The 25,068-nt window shown below is 67.8% G+C and carries 26 protein-coding genes; 10 read left to right on the forward strand and 16 right to left on the reverse strand.

The annotated features are described in order from the left end of the window. Positions 1–50: 50 nt before the first annotated feature. Both cuyA and hisD read right to left on the reverse strand, forming a co-directional pair. A complete protein-coding gene (gene cuyA / locus E1832_RS18805) occupies positions 51–1,061 on the reverse strand; it encodes a D-cysteate sulfo-lyase (RefSeq protein ID WP_133361322.1) in 1,011 nt (336 codons plus the stop codon). A gap of 3 nt (positions 1,062–1,064) precedes the next feature. Beyond that, the gene (hisD, locus tag E1832_RS18810; protein ID WP_245514049.1) at positions 1,065–2,372 is read right to left on the reverse strand and encodes a histidinol dehydrogenase; all 1,308 of its coding nucleotides are present in this window, start codon (positions 2,370–2,372) and stop codon (positions 1,065–1,067) included. A gap of 91 nt (positions 2,373–2,463) precedes the next feature. On the opposite strand from hisD, the gene E1832_RS18815 reads away from it, so the two are divergent. Continuing rightward, complete coding sequence (locus tag E1832_RS18815) at positions 2,464–3,429, forward strand: LysR family transcriptional regulator (RefSeq protein WP_133361323.1); 966 nt, start codon at positions 2,464–2,466, stop codon at positions 3,427–3,429. Positions 3,430–3,606: 177 nt separating this feature from the next. Here E1832_RS18815 and E1832_RS18820 read toward each other — a convergent pair whose 3' ends face one another. After that, complete coding sequence (locus E1832_RS18820) at positions 3,607–4,056, reverse strand: low molecular weight protein-tyrosine-phosphatase (RefSeq protein ID WP_133361324.1); 450 nt, start codon at positions 4,054–4,056, stop codon at positions 3,607–3,609. A 53-nt stretch (positions 4,057–4,109) separates the two neighbouring features. Between E1832_RS18820 and E1832_RS18825 the strand changes: the two genes are divergently transcribed. Then, positions 4,110–4,802 (forward strand): NAD-dependent deacylase, encoded by a 693-nt coding sequence (locus E1832_RS18825; RefSeq protein ID WP_133361555.1) that lies wholly within the window; start codon positions 4,110–4,112, stop codon positions 4,800–4,802. A 155-nt stretch (positions 4,803–4,957) separates the two neighbouring features. On the opposite strand, the gene E1832_RS18830 is transcribed toward E1832_RS18825, so the two are convergent. The 4 genes from E1832_RS18830 to meaB all read right to left on the reverse strand — a co-directional run bounded on the left by E1832_RS18830 (position 4,958) and on the right by meaB (position 7,401). After that, positions 4,958–5,449 carry a copper chaperone PCu(A)C gene (locus E1832_RS18830; protein WP_133361325.1) on the reverse strand — a complete coding sequence of 164 codons (492 nt, stop codon included), beginning with the start codon at positions 5,447–5,449 and terminating at the stop codon, positions 4,958–4,960. 50 nt (positions 5,450–5,499) lie between these two features. After that, positions 5,500–5,838 carry a DUF2946 family protein gene (locus E1832_RS18835; RefSeq protein ID WP_133361326.1) on the reverse strand — a complete coding sequence of 113 codons (339 nt, stop codon included), beginning with the start codon at positions 5,836–5,838 and terminating at the stop codon, positions 5,500–5,502. A 112-nt stretch (positions 5,839–5,950) separates the two neighbouring features. After that, positions 5,951–6,238 (reverse strand): 50S ribosomal protein L28, encoded by a 288-nt coding sequence (gene rpmB, locus E1832_RS18840; RefSeq protein ID WP_133361327.1) that lies wholly within the window; start codon positions 6,236–6,238, stop codon positions 5,951–5,953. A gap of 185 nt (positions 6,239–6,423) precedes the next feature. Then, a complete protein-coding gene (gene meaB, locus E1832_RS18845) occupies positions 6,424–7,401 on the reverse strand; it encodes a methylmalonyl Co-A mutase-associated GTPase MeaB (protein WP_133361328.1) in 978 nt (325 codons plus the stop codon). Between the two features lie 125 nt (positions 7,402–7,526). Here meaB and hrpB point away from each other — a divergent pair, with 125 nt between their 5' ends. Then, positions 7,527–10,004, forward strand: a complete 2,478-nt coding sequence (gene hrpB, locus E1832_RS18850; protein ID WP_133361329.1) for an ATP-dependent helicase HrpB — start codon at positions 7,527–7,529, stop codon at positions 10,002–10,004. Positions 10,005–10,093: 89 nt separating this feature from the next. Here the strand turns inward: hrpB and E1832_RS18855 are convergent, their stop codons facing one another. The 3 genes from E1832_RS18855 to E1832_RS18865 all read right to left on the reverse strand — a co-directional run bounded on the left by E1832_RS18855 (position 10,094) and on the right by E1832_RS18865 (position 13,697). After that, positions 10,094–11,092 carry a 2-dehydropantoate 2-reductase gene (locus E1832_RS18855; protein ID WP_133361330.1) on the reverse strand — a complete coding sequence of 333 codons (999 nt, stop codon included), beginning with the start codon at positions 11,090–11,092 and terminating at the stop codon, positions 10,094–10,096. 431 nt (positions 11,093–11,523) lie between these two features. After that, on the reverse strand, positions 11,524–12,450 hold the full coding sequence (argF, locus tag E1832_RS18860) for an ornithine carbamoyltransferase (protein ID WP_133361331.1): 927 nt from the start codon (positions 12,448–12,450) through the stop codon (positions 11,524–11,526). 71 nt (positions 12,451–12,521) lie between these two features. Then, the gene (locus E1832_RS18865) at positions 12,522–13,697 is read right to left on the reverse strand and encodes an aspartate aminotransferase family protein (protein WP_133361332.1); all 1,176 of its coding nucleotides are present in this window, start codon (positions 13,695–13,697) and stop codon (positions 12,522–12,524) included. 461 nt (positions 13,698–14,158) lie between these two features. On the opposite strand from E1832_RS18865, the gene E1832_RS18870 reads away from it, so the two are divergent. Together E1832_RS18870 and yghU are read left to right on the forward strand one after the other, a co-directional pair. Beyond that, the gene (locus E1832_RS18870; RefSeq protein WP_133361333.1) at positions 14,159–14,737 is read left to right on the forward strand and encodes a GcrA family cell cycle regulator; all 579 of its coding nucleotides are present in this window, start codon (positions 14,159–14,161) and stop codon (positions 14,735–14,737) included. A gap of 147 nt (positions 14,738–14,884) precedes the next feature. After that, the gene (gene yghU, locus E1832_RS18875; RefSeq protein ID WP_133361334.1) at positions 14,885–15,754 is read left to right on the forward strand and encodes a glutathione-dependent disulfide-bond oxidoreductase; all 870 of its coding nucleotides are present in this window, start codon (positions 14,885–14,887) and stop codon (positions 15,752–15,754) included. A gap of 35 nt (positions 15,755–15,789) precedes the next feature. Here the strand turns inward: yghU and dacB are convergent, their stop codons facing one another. The 4 genes from dacB to E1832_RS18895 all read right to left on the reverse strand — a co-directional run bounded on the left by dacB (position 15,790) and on the right by E1832_RS18895 (position 19,443). Beyond that, positions 15,790–17,298, reverse strand: a complete 1,509-nt coding sequence (gene dacB, locus E1832_RS18880) for a D-alanyl-D-alanine carboxypeptidase/D-alanyl-D-alanine endopeptidase (protein WP_133361335.1) — start codon at positions 17,296–17,298, stop codon at positions 15,790–15,792. Positions 17,299–17,352: 54 nt separating this feature from the next. Next, on the reverse strand, positions 17,353–17,997 hold the full coding sequence (locus tag E1832_RS18885; protein ID WP_133361336.1) for a nicotinate-nucleotide adenylyltransferase: 645 nt from the start codon (positions 17,995–17,997) through the stop codon (positions 17,353–17,355). 84 nt (positions 17,998–18,081) lie between these two features. Next, positions 18,082–18,702, reverse strand: coding sequence for a NapC/NirT family cytochrome c (locus tag E1832_RS18890; protein WP_133361337.1), 621 nt, complete (start codon positions 18,700–18,702; stop codon positions 18,082–18,084). Positions 18,703–18,762: 60 nt separating this feature from the next. Beyond that, a complete protein-coding gene (locus E1832_RS18895; RefSeq protein ID WP_165978930.1) occupies positions 18,763–19,443 on the reverse strand; it encodes a c-type cytochrome in 681 nt (226 codons plus the stop codon). Between the two features lie 237 nt (positions 19,444–19,680). Here E1832_RS18895 and ettA point away from each other — a divergent pair, with 237 nt between their 5' ends. Both ettA and E1832_RS18905 read left to right on the forward strand, forming a co-directional pair. Further along, positions 19,681–21,336 (forward strand): energy-dependent translational throttle protein EttA, encoded by a 1,656-nt coding sequence (ettA, locus tag E1832_RS18900; RefSeq protein ID WP_133361339.1) that lies wholly within the window; start codon positions 19,681–19,683, stop codon positions 21,334–21,336. 152 nt (positions 21,337–21,488) lie between these two features. Next, positions 21,489–22,253 carry a class I SAM-dependent methyltransferase gene (locus E1832_RS18905; protein WP_133361340.1) on the forward strand — a complete coding sequence of 255 codons (765 nt, stop codon included), beginning with the start codon at positions 21,489–21,491 and terminating at the stop codon, positions 22,251–22,253. A gap of 57 nt (positions 22,254–22,310) precedes the next feature. Here E1832_RS18905 and trxC read toward each other — a convergent pair whose 3' ends face one another. Beyond that, positions 22,311–22,736, reverse strand: a complete 426-nt coding sequence (gene trxC / locus E1832_RS18910; protein ID WP_133361341.1) for a thioredoxin TrxC — start codon at positions 22,734–22,736, stop codon at positions 22,311–22,313. A gap of 120 nt (positions 22,737–22,856) precedes the next feature. On the opposite strand from trxC, the gene E1832_RS18915 reads away from it, so the two are divergent. The 3 genes from E1832_RS18915 to E1832_RS18925 all read left to right on the forward strand — a co-directional run bounded on the left by E1832_RS18915 (position 22,857) and on the right by E1832_RS18925 (position 24,138). Then, complete coding sequence (locus E1832_RS18915; RefSeq protein ID WP_133361342.1) at positions 22,857–23,207, forward strand: DUF3147 family protein; 351 nt, start codon at positions 22,857–22,859, stop codon at positions 23,205–23,207. A 16-nt stretch (positions 23,208–23,223) separates the two neighbouring features. After that, positions 23,224–23,754: a DUF4329 domain-containing protein gene (locus tag E1832_RS18920; RefSeq protein ID WP_133361343.1), complete on the forward strand. Its 531-nt coding sequence runs from the start codon at positions 23,224–23,226 to the stop codon at positions 23,752–23,754. 177 nt (positions 23,755–23,931) lie between these two features. Beyond that, positions 23,932–24,138 (forward strand): cold-shock protein, encoded by a 207-nt coding sequence (locus tag E1832_RS18925; protein ID WP_132827816.1) that lies wholly within the window; start codon positions 23,932–23,934, stop codon positions 24,136–24,138. A gap of 243 nt (positions 24,139–24,381) precedes the next feature. Here the strand turns inward: E1832_RS18925 and E1832_RS18930 are convergent, their stop codons facing one another. Continuing rightward, positions 24,382–25,023, reverse strand: a complete 642-nt coding sequence (locus E1832_RS18930; RefSeq protein ID WP_133361344.1) for an arylesterase — start codon at positions 25,021–25,023, stop codon at positions 24,382–24,384. Between the last annotated feature and the right edge of the window lie 45 nt (positions 25,024–25,068).

The following is a 25,068-nucleotide window of genomic DNA, read 5'->3' on the forward strand; positions in this document are numbered from 1 at the left end:
GACAAAGGGCTGCGCCTGCCCGAGGGGGGCGCAGAATGCGCCCGCCAAGCTCATGCCTTCGCCGCCACGTCGAAGACATGGGAATAGCCGGTCAGACCGATGGCGCCGCCGGTGTGCAGAAAGACCACCTTTTCACCCTTTGCGAAATGTCCCTTGCGGATCAGATCGATCAGCCCCGCCGCGCCCTTGGCGGAATAGACCGGGTCGAGCAGGACCGCCTCGGTCCGGGCGAAGATGTCGATCGCCTCCAGCGTGCTTTCGGCGGGCAGGCCATAGCCCTCGCCGACGTAATCGCAGTTGGCGACAACGTCGTCACGGGCGACAACGCCGGGGCAGCCGAGCTTCTCGGCCGTCTTGACGGCGAGGTTGTAGACGTTTTCCTCCTGCTTGTCCTTCGGCGCGCGCACGCCGATGCCCAGCAGCGGAATGTCCGCGTTCATCGCGCTGAGACCGGTGATCAGCCCGGCCTGGGTGCCGGCGCTGCCGGTGGCGTGGACGATATGATCCACGTTCAGACCGAGGTCGACGAACTGGCCCAACATCTCCAGCGCGCAATTGACGTAACCGAGCGCGCCGGTGGGGTTGGAGCCGCCGCCGGGGATGGTATAGGCGATGCGCCCCTCGGCGCGGAATTTCTCGGCCACCGCCTCCATCTCGGCGTTCATGTCGAGGCCGGGGCCGCGATGCTCGATGCTCGCCCCGTGGAGCACGTCGAGCAGCACGTTGCCGTTATACTTGTAGTTCTCGTGGTTATAGCCGGTGCGGTCCTCCAAGAGGAGGTGACAGTCGATCCCCAGCTTGGCCGCGGCGGCGGCGGTCTGGCGGGCGTGGTTGGACTGGGTCGCGCCCTGGGTCAGCACGATGTCGGCGCCCTGCTGCTGCGCCTCGGCCATCAGGAATTCAAGTTTGCGGGTCTTGTTGCCGCCGGTGCTGAGGCCGGTGCAGTCGTCGCGCTTGATCCAGATCTCGGGCCCGCCCAGCGCCGCGCTGAGCCGCGGCAACGGCTCCAGCGGGGTGGGCAGATGGGCAAGGCGGGTGCGGGGAAACTTGGCGAGGTTCATCTGTCATCCTTCCTGATGTGCGGCAAGTTTGACCGGCGCGAGCGAATTGGCAAGCCGGCGTTCGGCGCTGCGGGCATGGCCCTCCATCCCCTCGGCGCGGCTGATGGTGGCGGTGGCCTGGGCCAGCGCGGCCAGGGCCGGGTCGGCGGCGCGTTGCCAGGTGACCGTCTTAAGAAACTTGTGCACGCTGAGGCCCCCGGTGTAGCGGGCGGCGCGGCCGGTGGGCAGCACGTGGTTGGGGCCGGCGGCCTTGTCGCCGAAGGCCACCGTGGTCTCGGCCCCCAGAAACAGTGAGCCATAGGCGGTGAGGCGCGCGCGCCACCAGCCCGGATCGCGGGCCTGCACATGCAGATGTTCGGGGGCGTAGCTGTCGGCCAGCGCCGCCATCGCCTCGCGGCTGTCGCAGAGGATCACCTCGCCCAGATCCTCCCAGGCGGTGCGGGCGGCGGCGGCGTTGGGCTCGGGCAGCTCGGCCAGGCAGGCGGGGACCAGTCGCAGCACCTCGCGCGCCAGCGCGCGGTCGTCGGTGGCGAACCACACCGGCGAGGTTGCCCCATGCTCGGCCTGCGCCGTCAGATCCCAGGCGAGCGTCAGCGGATCGGCGGAATTGTCGGCCAGCAGCATCAGATCGGTGGGACCGGCGACCATGTCGATGCCGACCGGGCCGAACAGCTGCCGCTTGGCCTCGGCCACATAGGCGTTGCCGGGGCCGACGAGGATGTCGGCGGGGGGCGTGCCGAACAATCCCTGCGCCATCGCCGCGACGCCCTGCACCCCGCCCAGCACCAGGATGCGGTCGGCCCCGGCCAGCGCCATGGCGTAGAGCAGCGCGGGGGGAATCCCCGCTGCCCCGCGCGGCGGCGAGCAGGCGGTGATATGGGGCACACCGGCGGCCCGCGCGGTGGCGATCGACATCAGCGCCGAGGCGATATGCGCATAACGCCCGCCGGGCACGTAGCAGCCCACCGCGTTCACCGGGATCTGCCGCTGACCCAGGGTGAGGCCGGGGCGCAGCTCGATCTCGAAATCCAGCGCGGTGGCGCGCTGTGCCTCGGCAAAGCGGCGGATGTTCTCATGCGCGTAGCCGATCGCCTGTTTCAGGTCCGGCGGCACCTGTGCGCCAGTGGCGCGGAGGGCGGCGGCGGGCACGGCGACCGGCCCCGACCAGCCGTCGAGCCGGCAGGCATAATCGCGCGCGGCCGCCTCGCCGCCCCCGGCCAGGCGGGCCAGCATCAGGCGCACGGTATCGGAAATGTCGGCGCCGCCCCGGGCCGCGGCCGGGCGGGCGGATTTGAGAAATTCAACGGTCACGGCGGGCACCTCGCAACTTCGGGACCAGAATGAAGGCTTGACCCAGCGGAAGGGTATATTCACAAAAGGCGAAACTAACGGGGAGCGATACATGCTCATGAAAGGCGTGACCCTGCGCGGGCTCGAGGTCTTCGCGGCACTGGCGACGACCGGATCGGTGGCGCAGGCGGCCGAGATCACCGGGCTGAGCCTGCCGGCGGTCAGCCAGCAGCTGCGCAACCTGGAAAAGGCGCTGGGGGCCGCGCTGGTCGATCACGGTCGGCGACCGATGGTGCTGACGCCCGCCGGGCGCAGCTTTCTGGCCCGAACCGAGGCGGTGCTGTCCGAGCTGCGGCTGGCGCAGAGCGAGCTGACGGTGATGGACCTGAGCGAGCTGACCACGCTGTCGTTCGGGCTGATCGACGACTTCGACAACGACCTGACGCCGCGGCTGGTGACCATTCTGGCCGAGAGCCTGACCCGCTGCCGGTTCAAGATGATCACCGCGCCCAGCTTGGAGATCAGCGAGGCGATGGAGGCGCGGCGGCTGCATATCGCGGTGGCGGCCAGCACCGGAGAGCTGCGCGAGGGGATCGTCGAATACCCGCTGGTGCGCGACCCGTTCATCCTGGTGGCGCCACGCGGCACGGTCTCGGATCGCCAGAATATCATGGCCGATCTGAGTGATCTTCCGCTGCTGCGCTATGCCCGCGAACAATTGATCAGCCGCCAGATCGAGGCGCAGCTGGCCCGCCATAAGCTGCAGTTCGAGGAGCGGTTCGAGATCGGCAGCCATCTGGCGCTGATGGCGATGGTGGCGCGGCGGATCGGCTGGACGGTGACGACGCCGCTGGGCTATATGCGCGCCGGTCGCTTTCACGACGATCTGGAGGCCTTTCCGCTGCCCTTTGCCGCCTTTTCGCGCACCATTTCGCTGTTCGCAGCGGCCGACTGGGCCGACCGGGTGCCGCGTGACGTCGCCCAGACCATCCGCCGGCTGGTGGACAGCCAGATGATCGGCCCGGCGACGGCCCGGCTGCCCTGGCTGGCGGGGCAGCTGCGGGTGATCGACGGCTGAGCGGGCCACTGAACGGGCGGCGGCCCGGCAAGGGAGGGCGCGGATCGGCGGCATCGGAACCTGCGTCGCGGTGAAGGGTGGCCCCATTCCTCCGCAGCCGGCACCGCCGGTGCAAGTGAGCCCGCGCGAGATTTCGCATCACGATCCCGCAGTTTCGATTTCACTTAAGAACGGGGATCAGGCGCCGGGATACAGCGCCCGTTTCAGCCCGGCCGCCGCGGCCTCGACCAGATCGAGCGCGCCGTCGAAATCGCGGCTGTAATAGGGATCGGGCACGTGATCGGCGCCGGTTTCCGGCGCGTAGTCGGTGAACAGCCGCACCGACGTTTCGCTGCCCTCCGGGCGCAGCGCCTCGATCCTGTGCAGATTGTCGCCGTCCATCGCCAGGATCAGGTCGAAGCGGTGGAAATCGCACGGCTCGAATTGCCGCGCGCGCAAGCCGGCAAGGTCGATGCCGCGGGACCGGGCGGCGGCCTGCATCGGGCCATATGGCGGCTCGCTCAGGTGCCAGTCGGAGGTGCCGGCGCTGTCGATCACCAGCTCTGGCATCAGCGCGCGGGCGATCCCCTCGGCGGCGGGAGAGCGGCAGATGTTGCCGAGGCAGACGAACAGGATTCGGGTGGTCATGGACGGCTCCTTTCGGCACTCTGATAGGGCAATGAGGGGGCATGGAAAAGAAGATGGAGAAGATCGTCATCCTGACCGGCGCCGGGATCTCGGCCGAGAGCGGGCTGGGCACCTTTCGCGACGCGGGCGGGCTGTGGGCGCAACACCGGATCGAGGACGTGGCCACGCCCGAGGGGTTCGCGCGCGACCCCGGGCTGGTGCAGCGGTTCTACAACGCGCGCCGCGTTCAGGCCGCCGGCGCCCGGCCCAATGCCGCGCATGAGGCGCTGGCGCGGCTGCAGGCGGATTGGCCCGGCGAGGTGGTGATCGTGACCCAGAATGTCGACAACCTGCACGAGCGGGGCGGCGCGCGGGGCGTGCTGCACATGCACGGACGGCTGGCGGGCGCGCTCTGCACCGCCTGCGGCCACCGCTGGACGGCCCCGATGGAGATGCGCGCGGGCGAGCCCTGCCCCGCCTGCCGCGCCGCCGCCGCGCGGCCCGATATCGTGTGGTTCGGTGAGATGCCCTATTACATGGACGAGATTTTCGGACATCTGGAAACCGCCGGCCTCTTTGCCGCGATCGGCACGTCGGGCCAGGTCTATCCGGCGGCGGGCTTCGTGCAGGAGGCCACCGCAGCCGGGGCGCATACGGTCGAGCTGAACCTGGAGCCGTCGGCCACGGTGTCGCGGTTCGCGGAAACCCGGTTCGGCCCGGCGACACGGACGGTGCCGGAGTGGGTGGCGGAGCTGCTGGCGGGATAAGGGAACGCCCCGTGCCATCGGTAAGCGCCGGCTCGCACAGGGCCGCGCCCTGACATCCCGGGCCCCGGTCCGGGGCGGCCGCTGCGGCGGCGGGTCCATGAAAAAGGCCGCACCGGAGGCCCGGCGCGGCCTTTGGCCGAATCGATGCGGGTGGCTCAGTTCTTTTTCATCTGACCATGCTGCATGGTCATACCACCCATCGGCTTGCGCTCCAGATCGACCGGCACCTCGATGGTCATGTCGCCCGCCTTTTCGAAGGTCAGGGTCAGGGTGACGATGTCGCCCTGCGCCAGCGTGCGGTTCAGGCCCATGAACATGACGTGATCGCCGCCACGGGCCAGCGCGTGCATGCCGCCGGCGGGGACCGGAAAGCCCTCTTTGACCTCGAGCATCTGCATGACGCCGTTGGCGTCCTCCTTGTGGGTGTGCAGCTCGACCCGCTGGGCCACGTCGGAACTGGCCGAGACCAGGCGATCATCCTCGGCGCCGTGGTTCATCAGCACCATGAAGGCGGCGCCCGATTTCGACATCATCGTCGAGGTGCGGGCATAGGGATCCTGGACCATAATGTCGCCGGCAAAGGCGGGGATGGCAAAGCTCAGGGCGGCGGCGGCGGCGGCGGCGAACAGGGTGGATTTGAAGGACATCTGGTGTCTCCTCTTGCGTTGACTGTCTGAAATTCTGAAAAATCTGTGGATCAGACAGCGGCAGGAGGGCCGCGCGCCGAACGGACGCAGGCGCGCGAGGAGACGCGCAGGGCGGCGGCGGCGAACACCTGCCGGCGCGCGGAAATCTCGAGCGGCGCAGGCGCGATGTCAGGCGCGGCGACCGCAGCAAGCAGATGCAGCGCGCAATCGGGGCAGATATGCGGCGGACCGGTGGGCTGGCCGTCCTCGTCGACATAGACGGCGACCGGGCCGGTTCCGGTGCAAAGCACGATCTGGCCGGTCGGGTCGGTGGCGCCGCGGGCCACGGCCATGCTCTGGCTGGTGAGCGCCATAATGGCGGCCAGCGTCAGGGCCAGATATATGCGCATGAACCGGGTCATTGTCCGGGCATATAGGCGCGGGGCCGCCCAAGACGCAAGCAAAACGCAAAACCCCGCGCCTGCGGCGCGGGGTCGCGGAATTGCCGACGGGATCGCGGGATCAGGAGGCGGCTGCCGCCTTGGCGATCTCTTTCTTGACCTTCAGCGCGTTGGCCGAAAGCTCATCGTCCTTGGCCTTGGCCAGGAAGGCGTCCAGCCCGCCACGGTGATCGACGCTGCGCAGCGCCGAGGCCGAGATGCGCAGCTTGACGCCGCGACCCAGGGTTTCGGACTGAAGCGTCACATCGTTCAGGTTCGGCAGGAACCGGCGACGGGTTCTGTTCTTGGCGTGGCTGACATTGTTGCCAGTCATCGGGCCTTTTCCGGTCAGTTCGCAACGGCGCGACATGGGTACATCCTCGTCTTTTCTCGGGCTCAGAAGCCGAAGGCGTGATGCCCCCGCGTGCCCTGCAAATAACAGAGGCGCCGCTTTGGCAGCGCCCGGAATCTCGTTCGGTGGCTATTACGCGTGGCGGGGAGAGTCGTCAAGCCCCGGCACAGGGGTTTCGCCGCGGTTTCGTGGCCGGGCCGCGATCAGCCGCCCAGATGCTTTTCCAGCATCTCTGCCGCGGCGCCCGCCGGAGCAATCTCGCCCGCCGCCACGCGATCCGAAAGCGCCGCCATCGCGGCCCGCGCCCGCGGCGTTTCCAGCCGCGCCAGCAGCGCCTGGCGCACCTCCTGATCGAACCAGTAGAGCGCCTGTTCGGCGCGGCGCCGGTCCCAGTGGCCGTTCTCGCGCCGCCAATCGACCAGCGCCTGCATCTGCGTCCAGGCCTCGGCCAGGCCGCTGCCCTCATGGGCCGAGACCATCATCGCCCTGGGAAAGCCGTCGGGATCCTGCGGGCGTTTGCGCAGCAGCCGCAGCGCGCCGGTATAGTCCGAACAGGTGCGCATCGCGGCCGGTTTCAGATCGCCGTCGGCCTTGTTGACCAGAATCAGGTCGGCCATCTCCATGATGCCGCGCTTGACCCCCTGCAACTCGTCGCCGCCGGCCGGCGCCAGCAGCAGCACGAAGAGATCCGACATCTCGGCCACCACGGTTTCGGACTGGCCCACGCCCACCGTCTCGATCAGCACCACGTCGAAGCCGGCCGCCTCGCACAGGCTGACCGCCTCGCGGGTGCGGCGGGCGACGCCGCCCAGGTGGGTCTGGCTGGGCGAGGGACGGATAAAGGCATTGCGCTCGCGGCTGAGCCGCTCCATCCGGGTCTTGTCGCCCAGGATCGAGCCGCCCGAGCGCGCCGAAGAGGGATCGACCGCCAGCACCGCCACCCGCAGCCCCTGGTCGATCAGCATCATGCCGAAGGCCTCGATGAAGGTGGATTTTCCCACCCCCGGGGTGCCGGAGAGGCCGATGCGCACGGCCTGCCGCCCGATCCGGCGCAGATGGTCGAGCAATTGCGCCGCCTGCGCCCGGTGATCGGCGCGCGCGCTTTCCACCAGCGTGATGGCGCGGGCGAGCGCGCGGCGGTCGCCGGCCAGAATCTTGTCACCAAGACTTTCCATGTCCATCGTCTCTTCCTGCTGCCCGGCGCCCTTTCTGCCTTGGGCGGGCGCGGAATGTCCAGTGCCGAGCCGAGGCCGGCGCGGGACGGCGGCGGTGGACAGCGGCGGTGGATTGGCCGAAAAGACGGGCCATGTGTGTCGCCCCCGCCCCTGCCCTGCCCATCGACGCCGCCTTGCCCGAGCTTCTGGAGGCTCTGCGCAGGCATGGCCGCGCGGTTCTGCAGGCGCCGCCGGGCGCGGGCAAGACCACGCGGGTGCCGCTGGCGATGCTGGAGGCCGGGCTGATGGACGGCAGATCGGGCGGCCGCATCGTGATGCTGGAGCCGCGGCGGCTGGCGGCGCGGGCCGCCGCCGAACGGATGGCCGAGACCCTGGGCGAGACCCCGGGGCAAACCGTGGGCTATCGCATCCGGGGCGAGGCGAAGGTGTCGAAGGCGACGCGGATCGAGGTGGTGACCGAGGGCATCCTGACGCGGATGCTGCAAAGGGAGCCGGACCTGCCCGGCGTCGGCGCGGTGATCTTCGACGAGTTTCACGAACGTTCGCTGAATGCCGATCTGGGGCTGGCGCTGTGTCTGGAGGTGGCGGGCGCCCTGCGCGACGATCTGATCCTGCTGGCGATGTCGGCAACGCTGGATGCCGAACCGGTGGGCGCGCTGATGGGCGCGCCGGTGGTGACCTCGCAGGGGCGCAGTTACCCGGTGGAAACGCGTTGGCTGGACAGGCCGCTGGGACCGAAGGCGCGGCGCGGCGATGCGCTGGCCGATCTGGTGGTGCAGGCCGAGGCGGAGACGCGGAAAGAGGGCGGCGGTATCCTGGTGTTCCTGCCCGGCGAGCGGGAGATCCGGCAGGCGGAGGCAGCGCTGGCGCGGCGCCTGCCCGGCAATTGTCAGATCCGGCCGCTGTACGGTGCCCTGCCCTTTGCCGCCCAGCGCGCCGCCATCGCACCGGCGAACGAGGGGCGCAAACTGGTGCTGGCCACCTCGATCGCCGAAACCTCGCTGACCATTCAGGACGTGCGGGTGGTGGTCGACATGGGGCTGGCCCGGCGGGCGCGGTTCGATCCCGGCTCGGGCATGTCGCGGCTGGTGACCGAAAAGGTGACCCGCGCCGAGGCCACCCAGCGGGCGGGTCGCGCCGGGCGCGTGGCCGAGGGGACATGCTATCGGCTCTGGACGCGCGGCGAGGACGGCGCACTGGCCGCCTTCCCCCCGGCAGAGATCGAGGCGGCGGATCTGACCGGGCTGGCGCTGGAACTGGCGCTCTGGGGTGCGTCGGAGAGCGATCTGGCCTTTCTCACCCCGCCGCCCGTGGGAGCCTTGGCCGAAGCGCGGGGACTGCTGAGGATGCTGGGCGCGCTCGACGGCAAGGGGTTGATCACCGATCACGGCCGGGCGCTCTCGGCGCTGCCGCTGCATCCGCGGGTGGCGCATATGCTTGTGCTGGCCGGGCCGGAGGCGGCGCCGCTGGCGGCGCTGATCGAGGCGCGCGATCCGCTGCGCGGCGCGCCCTGCGACCTCACGCTGCGGCTGGAGGCGCTGCGCGATCCGGGCCGCTTCAGCCGCGAGCGGCCCTATGAGGTGCTGCGCCCGGCGCTGGAGCAGATCAAATCGGAAGCGAAGCGGCTGCGGCCGCAGATCAGGCGCGCCGGGATGTCGGGGCTGGGGGCGGCGGCCATGGCCGCGCTCGCCTATCCCGACCGGGTCGGCCAGCGCCGCAAGGGCGACGCGCCGCGCTACGTGCTCTCGGGCGGCAAGGGGGCGGTGATGGCGCCCGGCGACGGGCTGGCGGGCGCCCCCTTTATCGTGGCGACCGATCTGGACGGCGACCCGCGCGAGGCGCGGATTCGCATGGCGGCGCAGATCGCCGAGCGGGAGATACGGGAGCTGTTCGCCGATCAGATCGGCTGGATCGACCTTTGCGAATGGTCGAAGCGCGAGCGCCGGGTGGTGGCGCGCCGGCAGGAACGGTTCGGCGCCATCACGCTGGACGACCGGGTCTGGAAGGACGCACCGCCCGAGGCGGTGGCGCGCGCCATGCTCGACGGGGTGCGCGATCTGGGGCTGCGGCTGGAGGGGGCGGCGGCGCGGCTGGCGGCCCGGGTGGAGCTGGTGCGCGCCGCCGGCGGCGATCTGCCGGATTTCTCCGAAGCCGGGCTGATGGCGCGCCTTGATGGCTGGCTGTTGCCGATGCTGGGCAAGGTGCGCACCGGCGAGGAGTGGAAACGCTTTGATCCCCTGCCCGCGCTCAAGGCGGCGCTGAGCTGGGAGCAGCAACAGGAGCTCGACCGCCGCGCGCCGCCGGCCTTTACCACGCCGCTGGGGCGCAAGGTGCCCATCGACTATAGCGGCGAGGGGCCGGAGATTTCGGTGCGGTTGCAGGAGCTGTTCGGGGTCACCCGGCATCCGACAAGCGGCGGCGTGCCGCTGAAGATCACGCTGCTGTCCCCCGCCCGCCGCCCGGTGCAGGTGACCCGCGATCTGCCGGGGTTCTGGGCGGGCTCCTATGCCGACGTGCGCAAGGACATGCGCGCGCAATATCCCAGGCACCCCTGGCCCGAAGATCCAACCCAGGCCGACCCGACCCTGCGGGCGAAGCCGCGGGGATGAGGCGGCCTGCCGATCAAGGCGTGGCGGGCAGCGCCCGCCGAGGGGGCCGGCAGGCGCGGCGCGGCGTAAACGCCGGGCCGCGCGTTTGATCAGGGGCGCAGCGCATCCGGCCTCAGATGCGGATCAGTGGTGCCAGTCTCGGTGACGGAACGCACCAGTCCGGCGACCTTTGCACAGATCGGGGCGGAAAGCCCCCGCTCGGCCGCCATCGCCACGATCAGCCCCTGCAACTGGTCGATCTCGGTCGCCCGGCCTGCCCGTACGTCATAGGCCATAGAGGTGCGCGCGCTGGGGTCGATGGTCAGCATCTGCGCCGCGATGCGCGCGAAAAGCGGCGTCGGCAGCCGCAGGATATGCGGCCCCATCCAGGCCGGCAGCGGGGTGGTGGATTTCACCGCGATGCCGCTGGCCCTGAGCACGCCCAGCGCCTCGGCCATCTGATCGGCCATCAGCCGCCGCCAGCCGCGCGACATCAGTTGATCGCGCAGAGCCAGACCGGAGAGCGCGTTGAGCGCGTTGTTGAGGTTCAGCAGCAGCTTGCCCCATTGGATCGCGGTAATATCCGCATCCTCGGTTACCGCGAGGCCGGGGACGGAGAGCATATTCGCCAGATCGCCCGGCCCCGCCCCGATCACGATCCCGCCGCTGCTGGCGCGGTGCCAGTGGCCCGGCCCGGCGGGCACCACGTTGAAGGGCACCATGCCGGCGCGCAGATCCCGCCCGGGCAAGGCGGCGCGCAGGGTTCCGGCGTTACCGATGCCGTTCTGCAGGCTGATCACCGGGGCGTTTGCGGGGGCATGGGCGGCGATCCGGGCCGCCATGTCCGCCGTGGCGCCGCCCTTGACGGTGACCAGTACCAGCGCGGCTCCGGCGAGGCAGTCGGCGGTTTCGCTCAGTTCCAGCGCCCCCGGCGCGACGCGGAGGTCGAGCCCGGCGAAATCGGTCAGCCGCAGGCCGCCGTCGCGGATCGGGTCCAGCATGCGGGGGCGGCCCAGCAGGGTGACGGGGTGGCCGGCGGCCGCCAGCAGCCCGCCGACGAAACAGCCAACGGCCCCGGCCCCGGCGATCACGATCCGTCCTCGGGTCATGTTGTCCGCCTCCTTCGTCTGTTTCGTGACAGACATATCGCGGGGATGGGGGCGGGACCAACCCCTGCGGGCAGATTGCCCCGGGGGCGCTGCCGTTCGGAGCGTGGCGCCGGTCAATTGCAGCACGCACCAGAGGGCAGCGCCCGACCGCGGGTGGGCGCTCCGACGCTGTGAAAGCGTGTCCCTTTATGGTCGCCAGAACATCGGGCGTGAGTTCTGAGCGCTGAGGGTAAGGAGCGCCCGCCCATGAGGGCGGTCGGGCGCTGCCCGGCGGCGCTTCGCGCCTTGATTCCGGGCTGGATTTTGCCACAACGTTTGGCTGGTTCGGGAGGGGTAACAGCCCGGATTGGGAAAAGGAAAAAGCGCCCCGGCCTTGCGGGCGGGGCGCCTCATCTGTCTGAAATATTCCCCTCATGAGGGGAGGGTGGCGCTCACACGCCGAGGCACCAGCGCATCACCGCCTTTTGCGCATGCAGCCGGTTTTCGGCCTCGTCCCAGATCACCGAATGCGGCCCGTCCATCACCTCGGAGGTGACCTCCTCCTCGCGGTGCGCGGGCAGGCAGTGCATGAACAGCGCGTCGGGCTTGGCGTGTTTCATCAGTTCGGCATTGACCTGATAGGGGCGCAGCATGTTGTGGCGGCGTTCCTTGGAGCTCTGGCTGTCGTGCATCGAGACCCAGGTGTCGGCGACCACCAGATCGGCGCCCTCGACGGCCTTGGCCGCGTCGCGCTCGATCACCACGGTGCTGCCGGCCTTGCGCGCCAGGCCCACGAACTCGTCCTCCGGATCCAGCTGCGCCGGGCCGGTGAAGGTCAGATCGAAACCGAATTGCCCGGCGGCATGAAGGAACGAGGCGCAGACGTTGTTGCCGTCGCCGGCCCAGACCACCTTTTTGCCCGCGATCGGGCCGCGATGCTCTTCATAGGTCAGGATATCGGCCATGATCTGACAGGGGTGGGTGCGGTCGGTCAGCCCGTTGATCACCGGCACATCGGCATATTCGGCCATCTCGTGCAGCACGCTTTCGTCGAAGGTGCGGATCATGATCAGGTCGACATAACGCGACAGGACGCGGGCGGTGTCGGCGATGGTCTCGCCATGGCCCAGCTGCATGTCGCTGCCCGACAGCACCATGCTCTGCCCGCCCATCTGGCGCACGCCGACGTCGAAGGAGACCCTGGTCCGGGTCGAGGGTTTCTCGAAGATCAGCGCGACCATGCGCCCGGCCAGCGGCTGGTCGTCATCGGGGGCGCCCTTGGGCCGGCCATCGCGGGCGTGCTTGATCTCGGCCGCCTTGTCGATCATCCCCCGCAGCGCGGCGGGGTCGGTTGTGTGAATATCAAGGAAGTGATTCATGGTTTTTTCTTTTCTCGGGCCGGCCCCTGGGGATAACCTCGAAGGCCGGCGCAGGATTTGTAAAGGGCGGATCAGGCGGTTTCGACCTGAGTTGCGGCGGCCTCGAGGCGGGTCAGCGCCTCGGCGATCTCCTCCTCGCTGAGGGTCAGCGGCGGCAACAGACGGATCACGTTGTCGCCCGCCGGCACGGTGATGACCAGGTTGTCATAGCCCGCCGCGACCACATCCATGTTCGGCGCCTTGCACCTGAGGCCCAGCATCAGGCCCGATCCGCGCACCTCTTCGAAGACCTCCGGGTGGGCGGCGACCAGCCCCTCGAGCTTTTGCCGCAGCATCCCGGACTTGCGGTTCACCGCGTCCAGAAACTCGGGCGTGTCGATCTCGTCCATCACCGCGCAGCCCACCGCGCAGCCCAGCGGGTTGCCGCCGTAGGTGGAGCCGTGGGTGCCCGCGGTCATGCCGCTGGCCGCCTCTTCGCTGGCCAGCACCGCGCCGAGGGGGAAGCCGCCGCCGATGCCCTTGGCCACCATCATGATGTCCGGGGTGATCCCCGCCCATTCATGGGCGAAGAGCCGCCCGGAGCGGCCCATGCCGCACTGCACCTCGTCGAGGATCAGCAGGCAGCCGGTGGCATCGCACAGCGCGCGGATCGCCTTGAGTTCGTCATCCGGCAGCGGGCGGATGCCGCCCTCGCCCTGCACCGGCTCCAGCAGCACGGCGGCGGTATTGTCGTCGATCGCCGCCTCCAGCGCATCGAAATCGCGCCATTCCAGATGCTTGAACCCCGGCAGCAGCGGGCCGAAGCCCTTGGTCATCTTTTCCGATCCGGCGGCGGCGATGCCGGCGGAGGAGCGGCCGTGGAACGAGCCGGAGAAGGCGATGATGTCGGTGCGGTCGGGCTGACCCTTATCGTACCAGTACTTGCGCGCCATCTTGACCGCCAGTTCGCAGGCCTCGGTGCCCGAGTTGGTGAAGAAGACGGTATCGGCGAAGGTGGCCTCGACCAGCCTGTCGGCCAGCGCCTGCTGCTGCGGGATCTGGTAGAGGTTGGAGACATGCCAGAGGTTTTGCGCCTGATCGGTCAGCGCCTTGACCAGCGCCGGATGCGCATGGCCCAGCGCGTTGACCGCGATGCCGGCCCCGAGATCGAGAAAGCGTCGGCCATCCGCCTCGATCAGCCAGGAGCCTTCGCCTTTGACAAAGCTCAGCGGCGCACGGTTATAGGTCGGCAAGACGGACGGGATCATCGGATCCTCCTTTCAGGGTATCACAAGCCCAAGGGAGTGCCCCAGCTTGGGCGGTTTCGTCAACGATGTGAGAGAGAAAGGCGCCGGATTTGTGGCGCAAAGATCGAACGGGGCCGTTACGCGAAGGTGCGTCGGCGTCGCAGTGCGGCGATATGGCGGCGTTTGATCATGGATCATGCCCTTAGCGCGGCGCGCGGCGAAAGGGAAGCGGAAATCGCGGCACGGCGCGGCCCCGGCGGCGTGGCGTTGCCGGCGCGCGCGCCCGCAACGCCGGTGGTCCCGGCGCCCGGCCGGGCGCCCTCACCCGGGCAACCGGCGAACCAACTGCTCGCCCGGCAGAACCGATTCGCGAATCGCCGACGGCTTGTATATCGGACGCCAGTGACTAGAATACTGTTGGTAGGGAATTCTAGAGGCGGCCGCGGCAGCGCGGGCCGCTTTTCAGCTTTGAAAGGCAGACCATGTCCTGGACAGACGAGCGCGTTGAACTGCTCAAGAAAATGTGGGGCGAGGGCCAGTCGGCCAGCCAGATCGCCAAGGAACTGGGCGGGGTGACGCGCAACGCGGTGATCGGCAAGGTGCACCGTCTGGGCCTGTCCAACCGCAGCACCGGCGCCGCGCCGGCCAAGGCCGAGGCAAAGGCGAAACCGGTCGAGGCGGCCAGGCCGCAACCCGCCGCCAAGCCCAAACCCGAACCCAAGCCGGAGCCGGCACCCGAGGCCAAGCCGGCCGCCGAGGCGCGCCCGTCCCTGCCCGCCCGCAAGCAGATCATCCCGGCCGGCCAGCCGCTGCCGCCGCAGCCCTCGGCCAACGAGATCAGCCCCGAGGCGCTGGCCAAGGTCAGCGAGATCGAGAAGAAGGCCAAGAAGCTGACGCTGATGGAACTGACCGAGCGCACCTGCAAATGGCCGGTGGGCGACCCGGCGACCGAGGATTTCTGGTTCTGCGGCCTGCCGGTGCAGCCCGGGAAACCCTATTGCGAGGCGCATGTGGGCGTTGCGTTCCAGCCGATGAGCGCGCGGCGCGACCGCCGCCGCTGAGGCCCGCTGGGGCCATTCCCGCGCCTGTGCGGACGGGCACAGCCCGGTCTGCGCTGGCGCGTCTTGGCATCCGGCGCGTGCGCGCGTACCTCTTTGCGGTATCCCGTTTTGCGACGGCCAGAGACACCACAGCAAGGAACGCGCGCCATGACCACCCCCTATACCCCGCCCGAGATCTGGACCTGGGACAGCGAGAGCGGCGGCCGTTTCGCCAGCATCAACCGCCCGATCGCCGGCCTCACCCATGACAAGGAGTTGCCGGTCGGCAAGCATCCGTTCCAGCTGTATTCGCTGGCCACGCCCAACGGCGTCAAGGTCACGGTGCTGTTCGAGGAGCTGCTGGCGGCGGGCCACGCGGACGCCGAATACGACGCCTGGCTGATCCATATCGGCGACGGCGACCAGTTCGGCTCGGGGTTTGTCGAGGTCAACCCGAATTCCAAGATCCCGGCGCTGATGGACCGCAGCGGCGAGACGCCGGTTCGGGTCTTTGAATCCGGGGCGATCCTGCTGCATCTGGCGGAGAAGTTCGGCGCCTTTCTCGGCGCCCCCGGGGACCGGCCCGAGATGCTGTCCTGGCTGTTCTGGCAGATGGGCAGCGCCCCCTATCTGGGCGGCGGCTTTGGCCATTTCTACGCCTATGCGCCGGAAAAGTGGCAATACCCGATCGACCGTTTCGCTATGGAGACCAAGCGCCAGCTTGACGTTCTGAACCGCAACCTGTCCGAACGGCAGTTCATGACCGGCGCGGATTACACCATCGCCGACATGGCGATCTGGGCCTGGTACGGGCAGCTGGCGCTGGGGCGGCTCTATAGCGCGGGCACGTTCCTCGATGTGGACTCCTATGAGCACGTGCAGCGCTGGGCCAGGGAGATCGACGCGCGCCCGGCGGTGCAGCGTGGGCGGATGGTGAACCGCGCCTTTGGCGAGCCGGAGACGCAGTTGCACGAGCGTCACGACGCCGCCGACTTCGACACCAGGACACAGGACAAGCTGGCGCCGGACGCCTCCTGACCCTGGGCTGACCCCGGGCCGGGGCGCGGCGCGGCTCAGCCGCGGTGCACCGCGCCCCAATGCTCGATCAGCTTCTGTTGCAGTTGTTTGGCCTTGCGGTTCCACGGGCGCGCGCCCTGCGGCACCTCCTCCGGCGAGCGCTTGCTGCGCGCGCGGCTTGGCAGATCTGCGGCAAAGATCGCAAAGGCCAGCTCGGTTCCGTCCGGCGCGGTCAGAAAGCCGCCCAGACCCGAGACGAAATTCAGCGTGCCGGTCTTGGCGTCCACCCGGATCGGGTGGTTCTTGATCGGCGTGCCGCGCGCATCGCGCATCGGAAACGGTTTCAGCAGCGGTTTCAGGACGCCCTGCCGCCGCACCTGCACCAGCGCCGTGACCAGATCCTGCGGCGTCATGCGCGAGGCATCGGACAGCCCCGAATGATCCTTCATTCGGGTCTCGGTCATGCCGAGGCTGCGGGCGGCCCAGCGGCTCATCTCTCCGGCCGAGTCGCTGAGCGAGGCGGGCGGCGCCCCGCCGGCGGCGCTGGCGCCCATCCCGACCATCTCGGCGGTGAGGTTGTTGGAATATTTCAGCATCATGCGCAGAATCTCATGCAGCGGCGCGCTGGTCTGGCGGGCCAGCTCGGTGCCACCGGACAGCCGCTGCGTCACCTCCGGCTTGCGCAGGGTGATGCCATGGGCGCCGGCCAGGGTGTGGAAAACATCGCCGGCATAAAGGCCCGGCTTGCGCACCGGCAGCCAGCGCGAGCCGCCCTTGCCCAGCGCCGTGCCGGCCACGGTCCAGTCGTCGATGCCGTTCTGATCGCGGTAGGTATAGACCGGCATCCGCCGGTCGGCGACGCGCATGCGGGCCATCGCCACCTCGGGCCGGAACCGGTCGCTGCGCGCGTCCATCGCCACCGCATAGCCCTTGGCGCCCTGCGTCCACTGGAAATGCACCCGGTTGAAGTTCAGCGCGATCCCCGACACCGCCGGCGAATAGCCCAGATGCTCGGGCTGGCTCTCGTCGATGGAGTGCACATAGGGCAGCGCGCCGTCATAGACCAAAAAGCGCCCGCGCACCTCGCGCAGGCCGGCGCGTTTCATCCGCGCCGCCAGATCGGCGAGCGCATTGGTGTCGAGCGTCGGATCGCCGCCCCCGGCCAGCACCAGATCGCCCTGCAGCACGCCATTCTGCACCGGGCCCGTGGCGATCACCCGGGTGATGAACCGGTGATTGGCCCCGAGCCGGTCGAGCGCATAGAGCGAGGTGACGATCTTGGCCACGCTGGCGGGGGGCAGGCCGCTGGCGCCCGCGACCGAATCGAGCCGCTCGCCGCTGGCCACATCGGCCACCGCGCAGGCCACCTGACCCGGCAGGCCGAACCGGGCGATCACCGCCTCGGCGCCGCCGCGGGCGCGCGCGGCGAAATCGGCGCTGCGCATCCTCGGCCGCAGCGAGACCGCCGGCGACCCGGACAGCGCCGCGCCCGTGCCCAGCCCCGGAACCGCCGCCGCCGCGCCGAGACCCGCCAAAATCCAACGTCGTGAAACCCTGATGCTCATGGCAGCATAAGATCCCAGGTCAATCCGGCAGACAAGCGGGGGAATTCGGGAAATTCAGCGACCATACGGCGCGGCAACGCCACAATTCGCGCTCACGCCCCCCCGCCAGCCGCCGCTGGCGCGGATCGCGGTGGAGCTGACGTCCACCATCGGCACGTTGACGAAACACCAGGCCGGCGCCTCGGCGCGGGCCAGCAGGTGGCTGGCCTGCGCCGGCAGCCGGGCGTGGCGATAGATCCGCGCCGCCGGCGACATCCGCGCCGAGATCCGCTCGCCCGGCCGCGCCAGCACGCCCAGCGGCACCGTCTCCATGATCGACCGCCAGTTCTGCCAGCGGTGGAACTGGGCCAGATTGTCGGCGCCCATCAGCCAGACAAAGCGGACGCCGGGATAGGCGGCGCGCAGGGCGGACAGCGTGTCGGCCGTGGCCCGCGTGCCCAGCCGCGCCTCGATATCCGTGACCGTCACCCTGGGGTGGCGCATGATCGCCTGCGCCCGCGCCATCCGTTCCGCCAGCGGCGCCGGGCCGCGATCCTTCAGCGGATTGCCGGGGGTGACCAGCCACCACAGCCAGTCGAGCCCGAACCGCCGCAGCGCCTCGTGGGTGATATGCACATGGCCCGAATGGGCCGGATCGAACGACCCGCCCAGAAGCCCCACAGACTGGCCCGCGCGCACATATGGCATCCCGAATTTCATCGCGCATATCTCACGTCCGGAGACGCGACTGTCAACGCATCCGCTGACCACCCGGGTCCGATTGCGCCACGGCGGACCGGTTGATCAGTCGTCCCGCTCAACCGGTGGTAGATTGTGCGCAATGCCCTTGTGGCAATCGATACAGGTCTTGCCCTGGGAGAAATCGGTCCCCAGCGCCACCGGCTCCATTTTCTCGCGGGCTCGGCGCGCCTGATGTTCGAACGCCATCGCCTCGAAACTGTGGCAATTGCGGCATTCACGGGAATCGTTGGCCTGCATCGTTTCCCAAACATGGGTCGCCAATTCCAACCGCTTGGCCTTGAACTTTTCGGGCGTGTCGACCGTTCCCATCACCTTATGCCACAACTCGTTGGAGGCCTGGATCTTGCGCAGCATCTTGGGCCCCCAATCATGCGGCACATGACAATCCGAACAGATCGCGCGAACGCCGGACGCGTTTTTGTAGTGAACCGAAGTCTTGTATTCCTCATAAACCGTATCGCGCATCTCGTGGCACGAAATGCAGAATTCCATCGTGTTCGTCGCTTCCATCGCGGTATTGAAACCGCCCCAGAAAACAATCCCGCCCACCGTTCCGATAACGAGCAGAACCCCCTGCCCGACCATGACGCTTGGCCTGAGGAACCAGCCCCAAACCCCTTTGACCCACCGAAGCATCGGCCCGCTTTCCTTTTCATAAGACATAACGATCCCGGGGCCCGAATGGGCCCCGCGACATTTCTTTCCCGGTCTTCGCTCGGGGTCTTATTCCTTGGGCAGGGTCACCAGATAGGCCAGCACGTCGGCCGAGACCTGATGGTCAATGGCCCGAAGCGCAGGCATCGCCTCTTTCGGCTGACCATTGAGGACCTTATGCATCACCTCCCACGGGTTGCCCATCAGCGATCCCAGCGGCGGCATTTCCTTCGGCAGTTTTCCGTCAGCCCCGTGGCAATTGGCGCAAATCGTATTGTAGACCTGCGCGCCCCGCGCGGCATCGCCCTTGGACATCTTGGTGCCCGCATCCACATAAGCGGCCCAGTCGATCTGCCCGTAGACGACGAAATTCGCCAGGTCCGTCAGATCATCTCCCGACATCTTGTCGCCATAGCCATGCGCGTCACCGCTCAGGATCGCCACGACGGCGGCGGGATCACCCCCGGCATAGCCATCGATCCCTTTAATGCCGGTGGCGTGCTTGCCACTGGAATAGGCCCCCGCGGCACCGCGGCCGTCCCATCCATGGCATTCCTTGCACCGCCAGTTATTCTTGGGATCGTCGGCGTATTTCTCGTTGCTCGCCGGATACAAAGGGTGCGATGCCTTGGGCACCTCGGCATTAATCACCTTGTACCATTTGTCATAAAGCTTGCCGCCCCGCGCGACCGATCCCTGATCGACCTCCTGCGCGAAAGCGCCGCTGGACAGCCCCCCTCCAACAGCCACTGCAATGGCCAATCCGGCCATTCTCTTGAACCTGCGCATAACATCTCCTCCCCGTTCCTAAAATTTGCCGATGGCATATTTTACAGAGTTCACAATATCCGCACTTTGATCCGGATCAATTGTAAATTATTTTACAACCAAAGAGATAGATCCGCGTCCGGGGCGGATTCCGACACGTTGCGCTCGGCCGAATGCGCAGCTAGATGGAGGCAACAGCGGAACGCAGAGGGCTTCACAATGGCTTCCTATCAATACGTCTATCACATGAGCGGAGTGTCCAAGACCTACCCCGGGGGCAAGAAGTGTTTCGAGAACATCCATCTCAACTTCCTGCCAGGGGTGAAGATCGGCGTGGTCGGCGTCAACGGCTCGGGCAAATCCACCCTGATGCGCATCATGGCCGGGATCGACACCGATTTCTCGGGCGAGGCCTGGGCCGCCGAGGGCGCCAAGGTCGGCTATCTGCCGCAGGAGCCGCAGCTCGACGAAACCCTGACGGTGCGCGAGAACGTGATGCTGGGCGTGGCCGAAAAAAAGGCCATCCTCGACCGCTACAATGAACTGGCGATGAACTACTCGGACGAGACGGCCGATGAAATGGCCCAGCTTCAGGACGAGATCGACAGCCAGAACCTGTGGGATCTCGACAGCCAGATCGACGTTTCGATGGAGGCGCTGCGCTGCCCGCCGGACGACGCCGATGTCACCACCCTGTCAGGCGGCGAGAAACGCCGCGTCGCGCTGTGCAAGCTGCTGCTGGAAGCGCCCGACATGCTGCTGCTGGACGAACCGACCAACCACCTGGACGCCGAGACCATCGCCTGGCTGCAACAGCACCTGATGGAGTACAAGGGCACCATCCTGATCGTTACCCACGACCGCTATTTCCTCGACGACATCACCTCATGGATCCTTGAGCTCGACCGTGGTCGCGGCATCCCCTACGAGGGCAACTATTCCGCCTGGCTGGAGCAGAAGACCAAGCGGCTGGCGCATGAGGCGCGCGAGGACAAGGCGCGGCAGAAGACGCTGGAGCGCGAGCTGGACTGGATGCGCCAGGGCGCCAAGGCGCGGCAGGCCAAATCCAAGGCCCGGATTCAGGCCTATAACGAGATGGCCGGCCAGTCGGAGCGGGAAAAGATCGCCCGCGCCCAGATCGTCATCCCCAACGGCCCGCGCCTGGGCAGCAAGGTGATCGAGGTCGATCATCTGTCGAAGCACCTGGGCGACAAGCAGCTGATCGAGGATCTGTCGTTCAGCCTGCCGCCGGGCGGCATCGTCGGCGTGATCGGCCCCAACGGCGCCGGCAAATCGACGCTGTTCAGGATGCTGACAGGCCAGTTGGCGCCCGACACGGGCACGGTGGAATACGGCGACACGGTCAAGCTGTCCTATGTCGACCAGTCGCGCGACGATCTGAACGCCGATGACAATGTGTGGGAGGCGATCACCGGCGGTGCCGAGGTGATCGAACTGGGCGATGCGCAGATGAATTCCCGCGCCTATTGCTCGGCCTTCAACTTCAAGGGCGGCGATCAGCAGAAGAAGGTCGGCCTGCTGTCAGGCGGCGAGCGCAACCGTGTGCATATGGCGCGGCTGCTGAAAGAGGGCGGCAACGTCATCCTGCTGGACGAACCGACCAACGATCTTGACGTCGAAACCCTGCGGGCGCTGGAGGATGCGCTGGTCGATTTCGCCGGCTGCGCGGTGGTGATCAGCCACGACCGTTTCTTCCTCGACCGGATCTGCACCCATATCCTCGCCTTCGAGGGCGAGGCCCATGTGGAATGGTTCGAGGGCGATTTCACCTCTTACGAAGAGGATAAGAAACGCCGCCTGGGACCGGACGCGCTGGAACCGAAGCGGTTGAAGTACAAAAAGTTTTCGCGGTAGGCTGCGGAGACGCTGCAAAGAAATCGCCGCCGTTTGGATCGGCACACGGCGGCGATACGATACCCGGGGCGCCTGGTCCGGCAGAGAATTGATCCGGGGGAATGTCTCTTCGCGGCAAACACATTGCGACACATCCGATTTGGGAAGAAAAGATGTCTACAGCTGACCTGCCGGAAATGGACAAAGACGCGTGGAAAGACCGCGCAAAGAACGAAGCGCAGTTCTGGCGCCACTGGGTTCGATCCTCCGGAGGAAAATGGCCCGAGGATTTCGAGAACCGGACCAATCCGAATGCGCCGCTGATCAACGAGATAACGACCTTTCTCGACGATCTGGGCACCGACCGGAACGCGCCGGTCGAAATCCTGGACATCGGATCGGGACCGTTGAGCATTCTGGGCTACGTCAGCCCCGAGCGTGAAGCCCGCCTGACCCTCATCGACCCGTTGGCAGACGTCTATAACCAAATTCTGGACAACGCCGGTGTCGAAGGTGTCCCGCGACCGCGTACCGGCTTTTTTGAGACCGCGCCCGGCGCGTTGGGTGAGAACAAATTCGATATCGTCTGGTGTCGGAATTCACTGGACCATTCGATTGATCCGTTGCTTGGCCTGCACAACCTGATTGCGATGTGCAAGGTTGGTGGGGGCATCATCCTGCGGTTTCACCCGAACGAGGCAGAGGGCGGCGGCTACGAAGGTCTGCACCAGTGGAATCTGGACAAGCGGGACGACAGGATGGTCCTGTCGCAGAAGGGCCTCATGCTTGACCTGACCCCGCTGATCGAGGCGCAAAAGATTCTGTCGTTCACCCAGATCATTGGCGCGGACGGGCAAAAGGGAATGGTTACGGTCAAGCTGCAGAAGCTCCGCGATCCCAACCTTTCACAGGCCGTCATGCGCGCGCGCGCATTGTAGCCATTGTAGCACCGCCGCCGCGCCATCGGCATAAGGCGGCGGCCTACAGTGTCCGGCTCAGACGCCGATCCAGCTGACGATCTGCGGCTCTCGCATCGCGCCCGACTGCCGCTTGACCTCGCGCCCGCCGGCGAATTCCACCATCGTGGGAATGCCGCGGATGCCGTATTTCATGCCGGCCGCCTGATGCTCTTCGGTATTGAGCTTGACCAGCCGGGCGCGGCCCTGAAGCGTCTGCGCCGCGCGGGAGAACTCGGGCGCCATCATCCGGCAGGGGCCGCACCAGGGGGCCCAGAAATCGGCCACCAGCGGCACATCGTCGTTCTGCGCCGCCTTGGCCAGCGTCGCGGCATCGACCTCGACCGCCTTGCCCGACATCAGCGGCGCGCCGCAGGTGCCGCATTTCGGCCCTGCCGCCAGCTTTTCCTCCGGCACCCGGTTCAGTTGCCCGCAGTCCAAACAGGTCAGTTTCTTGCCCGCCATCTGAGCGTCCTTTCGAAAAAACACATTCGGTAAATCATATGGGAAAACCCGCCCCCGGCCGCAAGGGTGCGCGTCGTTCGGCGCTTGCCCAGACGGCCGGTCCTGCGGCAGGATGACGGCATGGGATACCTCATCGTCAAGGCCCTGATTTCCGGCCTCCTCGTCGTCGCCGTCTCCGAGGTCGCCAAGCGCGCGCCGGGGATCGGCGCGCTGATCGCCTCGCTGCCGCTGATCTCGGTTCTGGGGATGATCTGGCTCTGGCGCGACAAGCCGGACGCGCAGAACATGGCCGATCATGCCCAGGCGACCTTCTGGTATGTGATCCCGTCGCTGCCGATGTTCCTGCTGATCCCGGCCCTGCTGACGCGCGGCTGGGGGTTCTGGGCGGCGCTGACCGCCGGCTGCCTGCTGACCGTGGTGCTTTATGTGGCGGTGACGCTGTCCGCCGCGCGGCTCGGGGTCCGGCTGTGAGCAGGCCGCCGCGGTGATGGTGCCAACCCTTCTGCTCCTCCTGGCGCTGAGTCTGGAGCCGCTGCCGGCCTACACCCCGCCCGATCCCGGCGAGGTGGCGATGCTCAAGGCCCGGCTGGCGCCGATCCAGCACCTCAGTTTCGTGGCGCGCTACGAGTATTGCGGATACCTGGGCCGGAGCGCCGACCACAGGCCGGGCTTTACCGAGATCGTGCGCGGCCACCACAACGGCTGCACCCCGGTGATGCCGGGGGCCGGGTTCGACCTGATCGCCTCGCTGCACACCCACGGCGCCTACGATCCCTCGGTTCCGGCCGAGTTTCCGACCGCGCTGGACATGCGCAGCGACCACGCCGAGGGGGTGAACGGCTATGTCGCGACGCCGGGCGGGCGGCTGTGGTACATCGACAGCCAGGCGATGCTGGCGGTGCAGATATGCGGGCCGGGCTGCCTGCCGCAGGACCCCGGATTCCACCCCGGAGACGACGGGGCGATCGCGCCTGTGCTGTCCTATGGCCAGCTTCTGGCGCTGGATGCCTGGGAGTGACAGGGGGAAATATTCGCTGCATGGCCTCTTGCACCGAATCTCGCAAACCGCCATGTATGGCGGGCAACGTTACGCTATCGACCCCACTGCTCCTCTACCAAGGCTCAGTCTTCGATCTTGCTACGACCGAGCCGACCTGCCGCATTCCGCGGGCAGACATGTAAAGGAGAAACGACGATGGCTAATGGCACCGTCAAATGGTTCAACACCACCAAAGGCTACGGCTTCATCGCACCGGAATCCGGCGGCAAAGATGTGTTCGTGCACATCTCGGCTGTCGAGCGTTCGGGCCTGACCGGCCTGGCCGACAACCAGAAAGTGACCTTCGATATCGAAGCCGGCCGTGACGGCCGCGAATCGGCGATCAATCTGGCCCTGGCCTGAACCTGACGTCCGGCCCTCGGGCCGGAGACAGGAATTTCCGCCCCCTTCCGGCCCTGGCCGGGAGGGGGTTTTCGTTTGTGGCGAGCCTATTGCTTTGGCCAAGAGCGCAGCAGAGGGCAGCGGCCACATCGGGCATGAGTTCTGTGCGCCAGGGTTGCACAAGCGCCCGCCCGGAGGGGCGGCCCGGCGCGGCCCTGCGGCCTCGGCGCTGTTCGGGCTAGATCAGGGGCAGCAGATGGCCCCTCACTCCCGCTCCGCCCGCGCCACCAGCTCCAGCACGGTCGGTCCCAGCGCCGCGACGATCCTGGCCACGCCCTCGGCGCTGGGATGGATGCCGTCGGGCTGCATGTAGCGGGTCAGCGCGGCCGGATCGTCGCGCAACCCGTCCAGCCCGGCAAAGAAGCTTTGCGCGTAGAGTGTGCCGTACTGCGCCGCCAGATCGGGATAGATCGCGTCAAACTCTGTCTTGTAGTCGGGGCCGTAGTTGCCCGGCGCCTGCATCCCCACCAGCAGCACCGCGATCCCGGCCTCCCGCGCCGCCTGCAGGATGCTCTCCAGATTGCCGCGCGCCACCTCCGGCGCAATTCCGCGCAACAGGTCATTGCCGCCCAGCGTCACGATCATCGCGTCCACCTCGGGCGTCAGCGTCCAGCCCACCCGCGCGGCGCCGCCGGCGGTGGTGTCGCCCGAAACCCCGGCATTGAGCAGCGCCACATCGGCGCCCTGCGCGCGCAGCCAGTCCTGCAATTGCGGCACGAAGCCCTGTTCGGCCGGCAGCCCGTAGCCCTGCGTCAGGCTGTCACCCAGCGCGGCGATGGTCACCTGCGCCGCCGCGGCCCAGGGGGCACAGAGACAAAACATCAATCCGACGAAGAACTTGCGCATGTCGTCCGGCGCTCCATATCCGTTAGGACAGTTTCGACAGGATGG

Origin of the sequence: Antarcticimicrobium luteum (assembly GCF_004358185.1) — a bacterium.
Taxonomy (GTDB): Bacteria; Pseudomonadota; Alphaproteobacteria; order Rhodobacterales; family Rhodobacteraceae; genus Antarcticimicrobium; species Antarcticimicrobium luteum.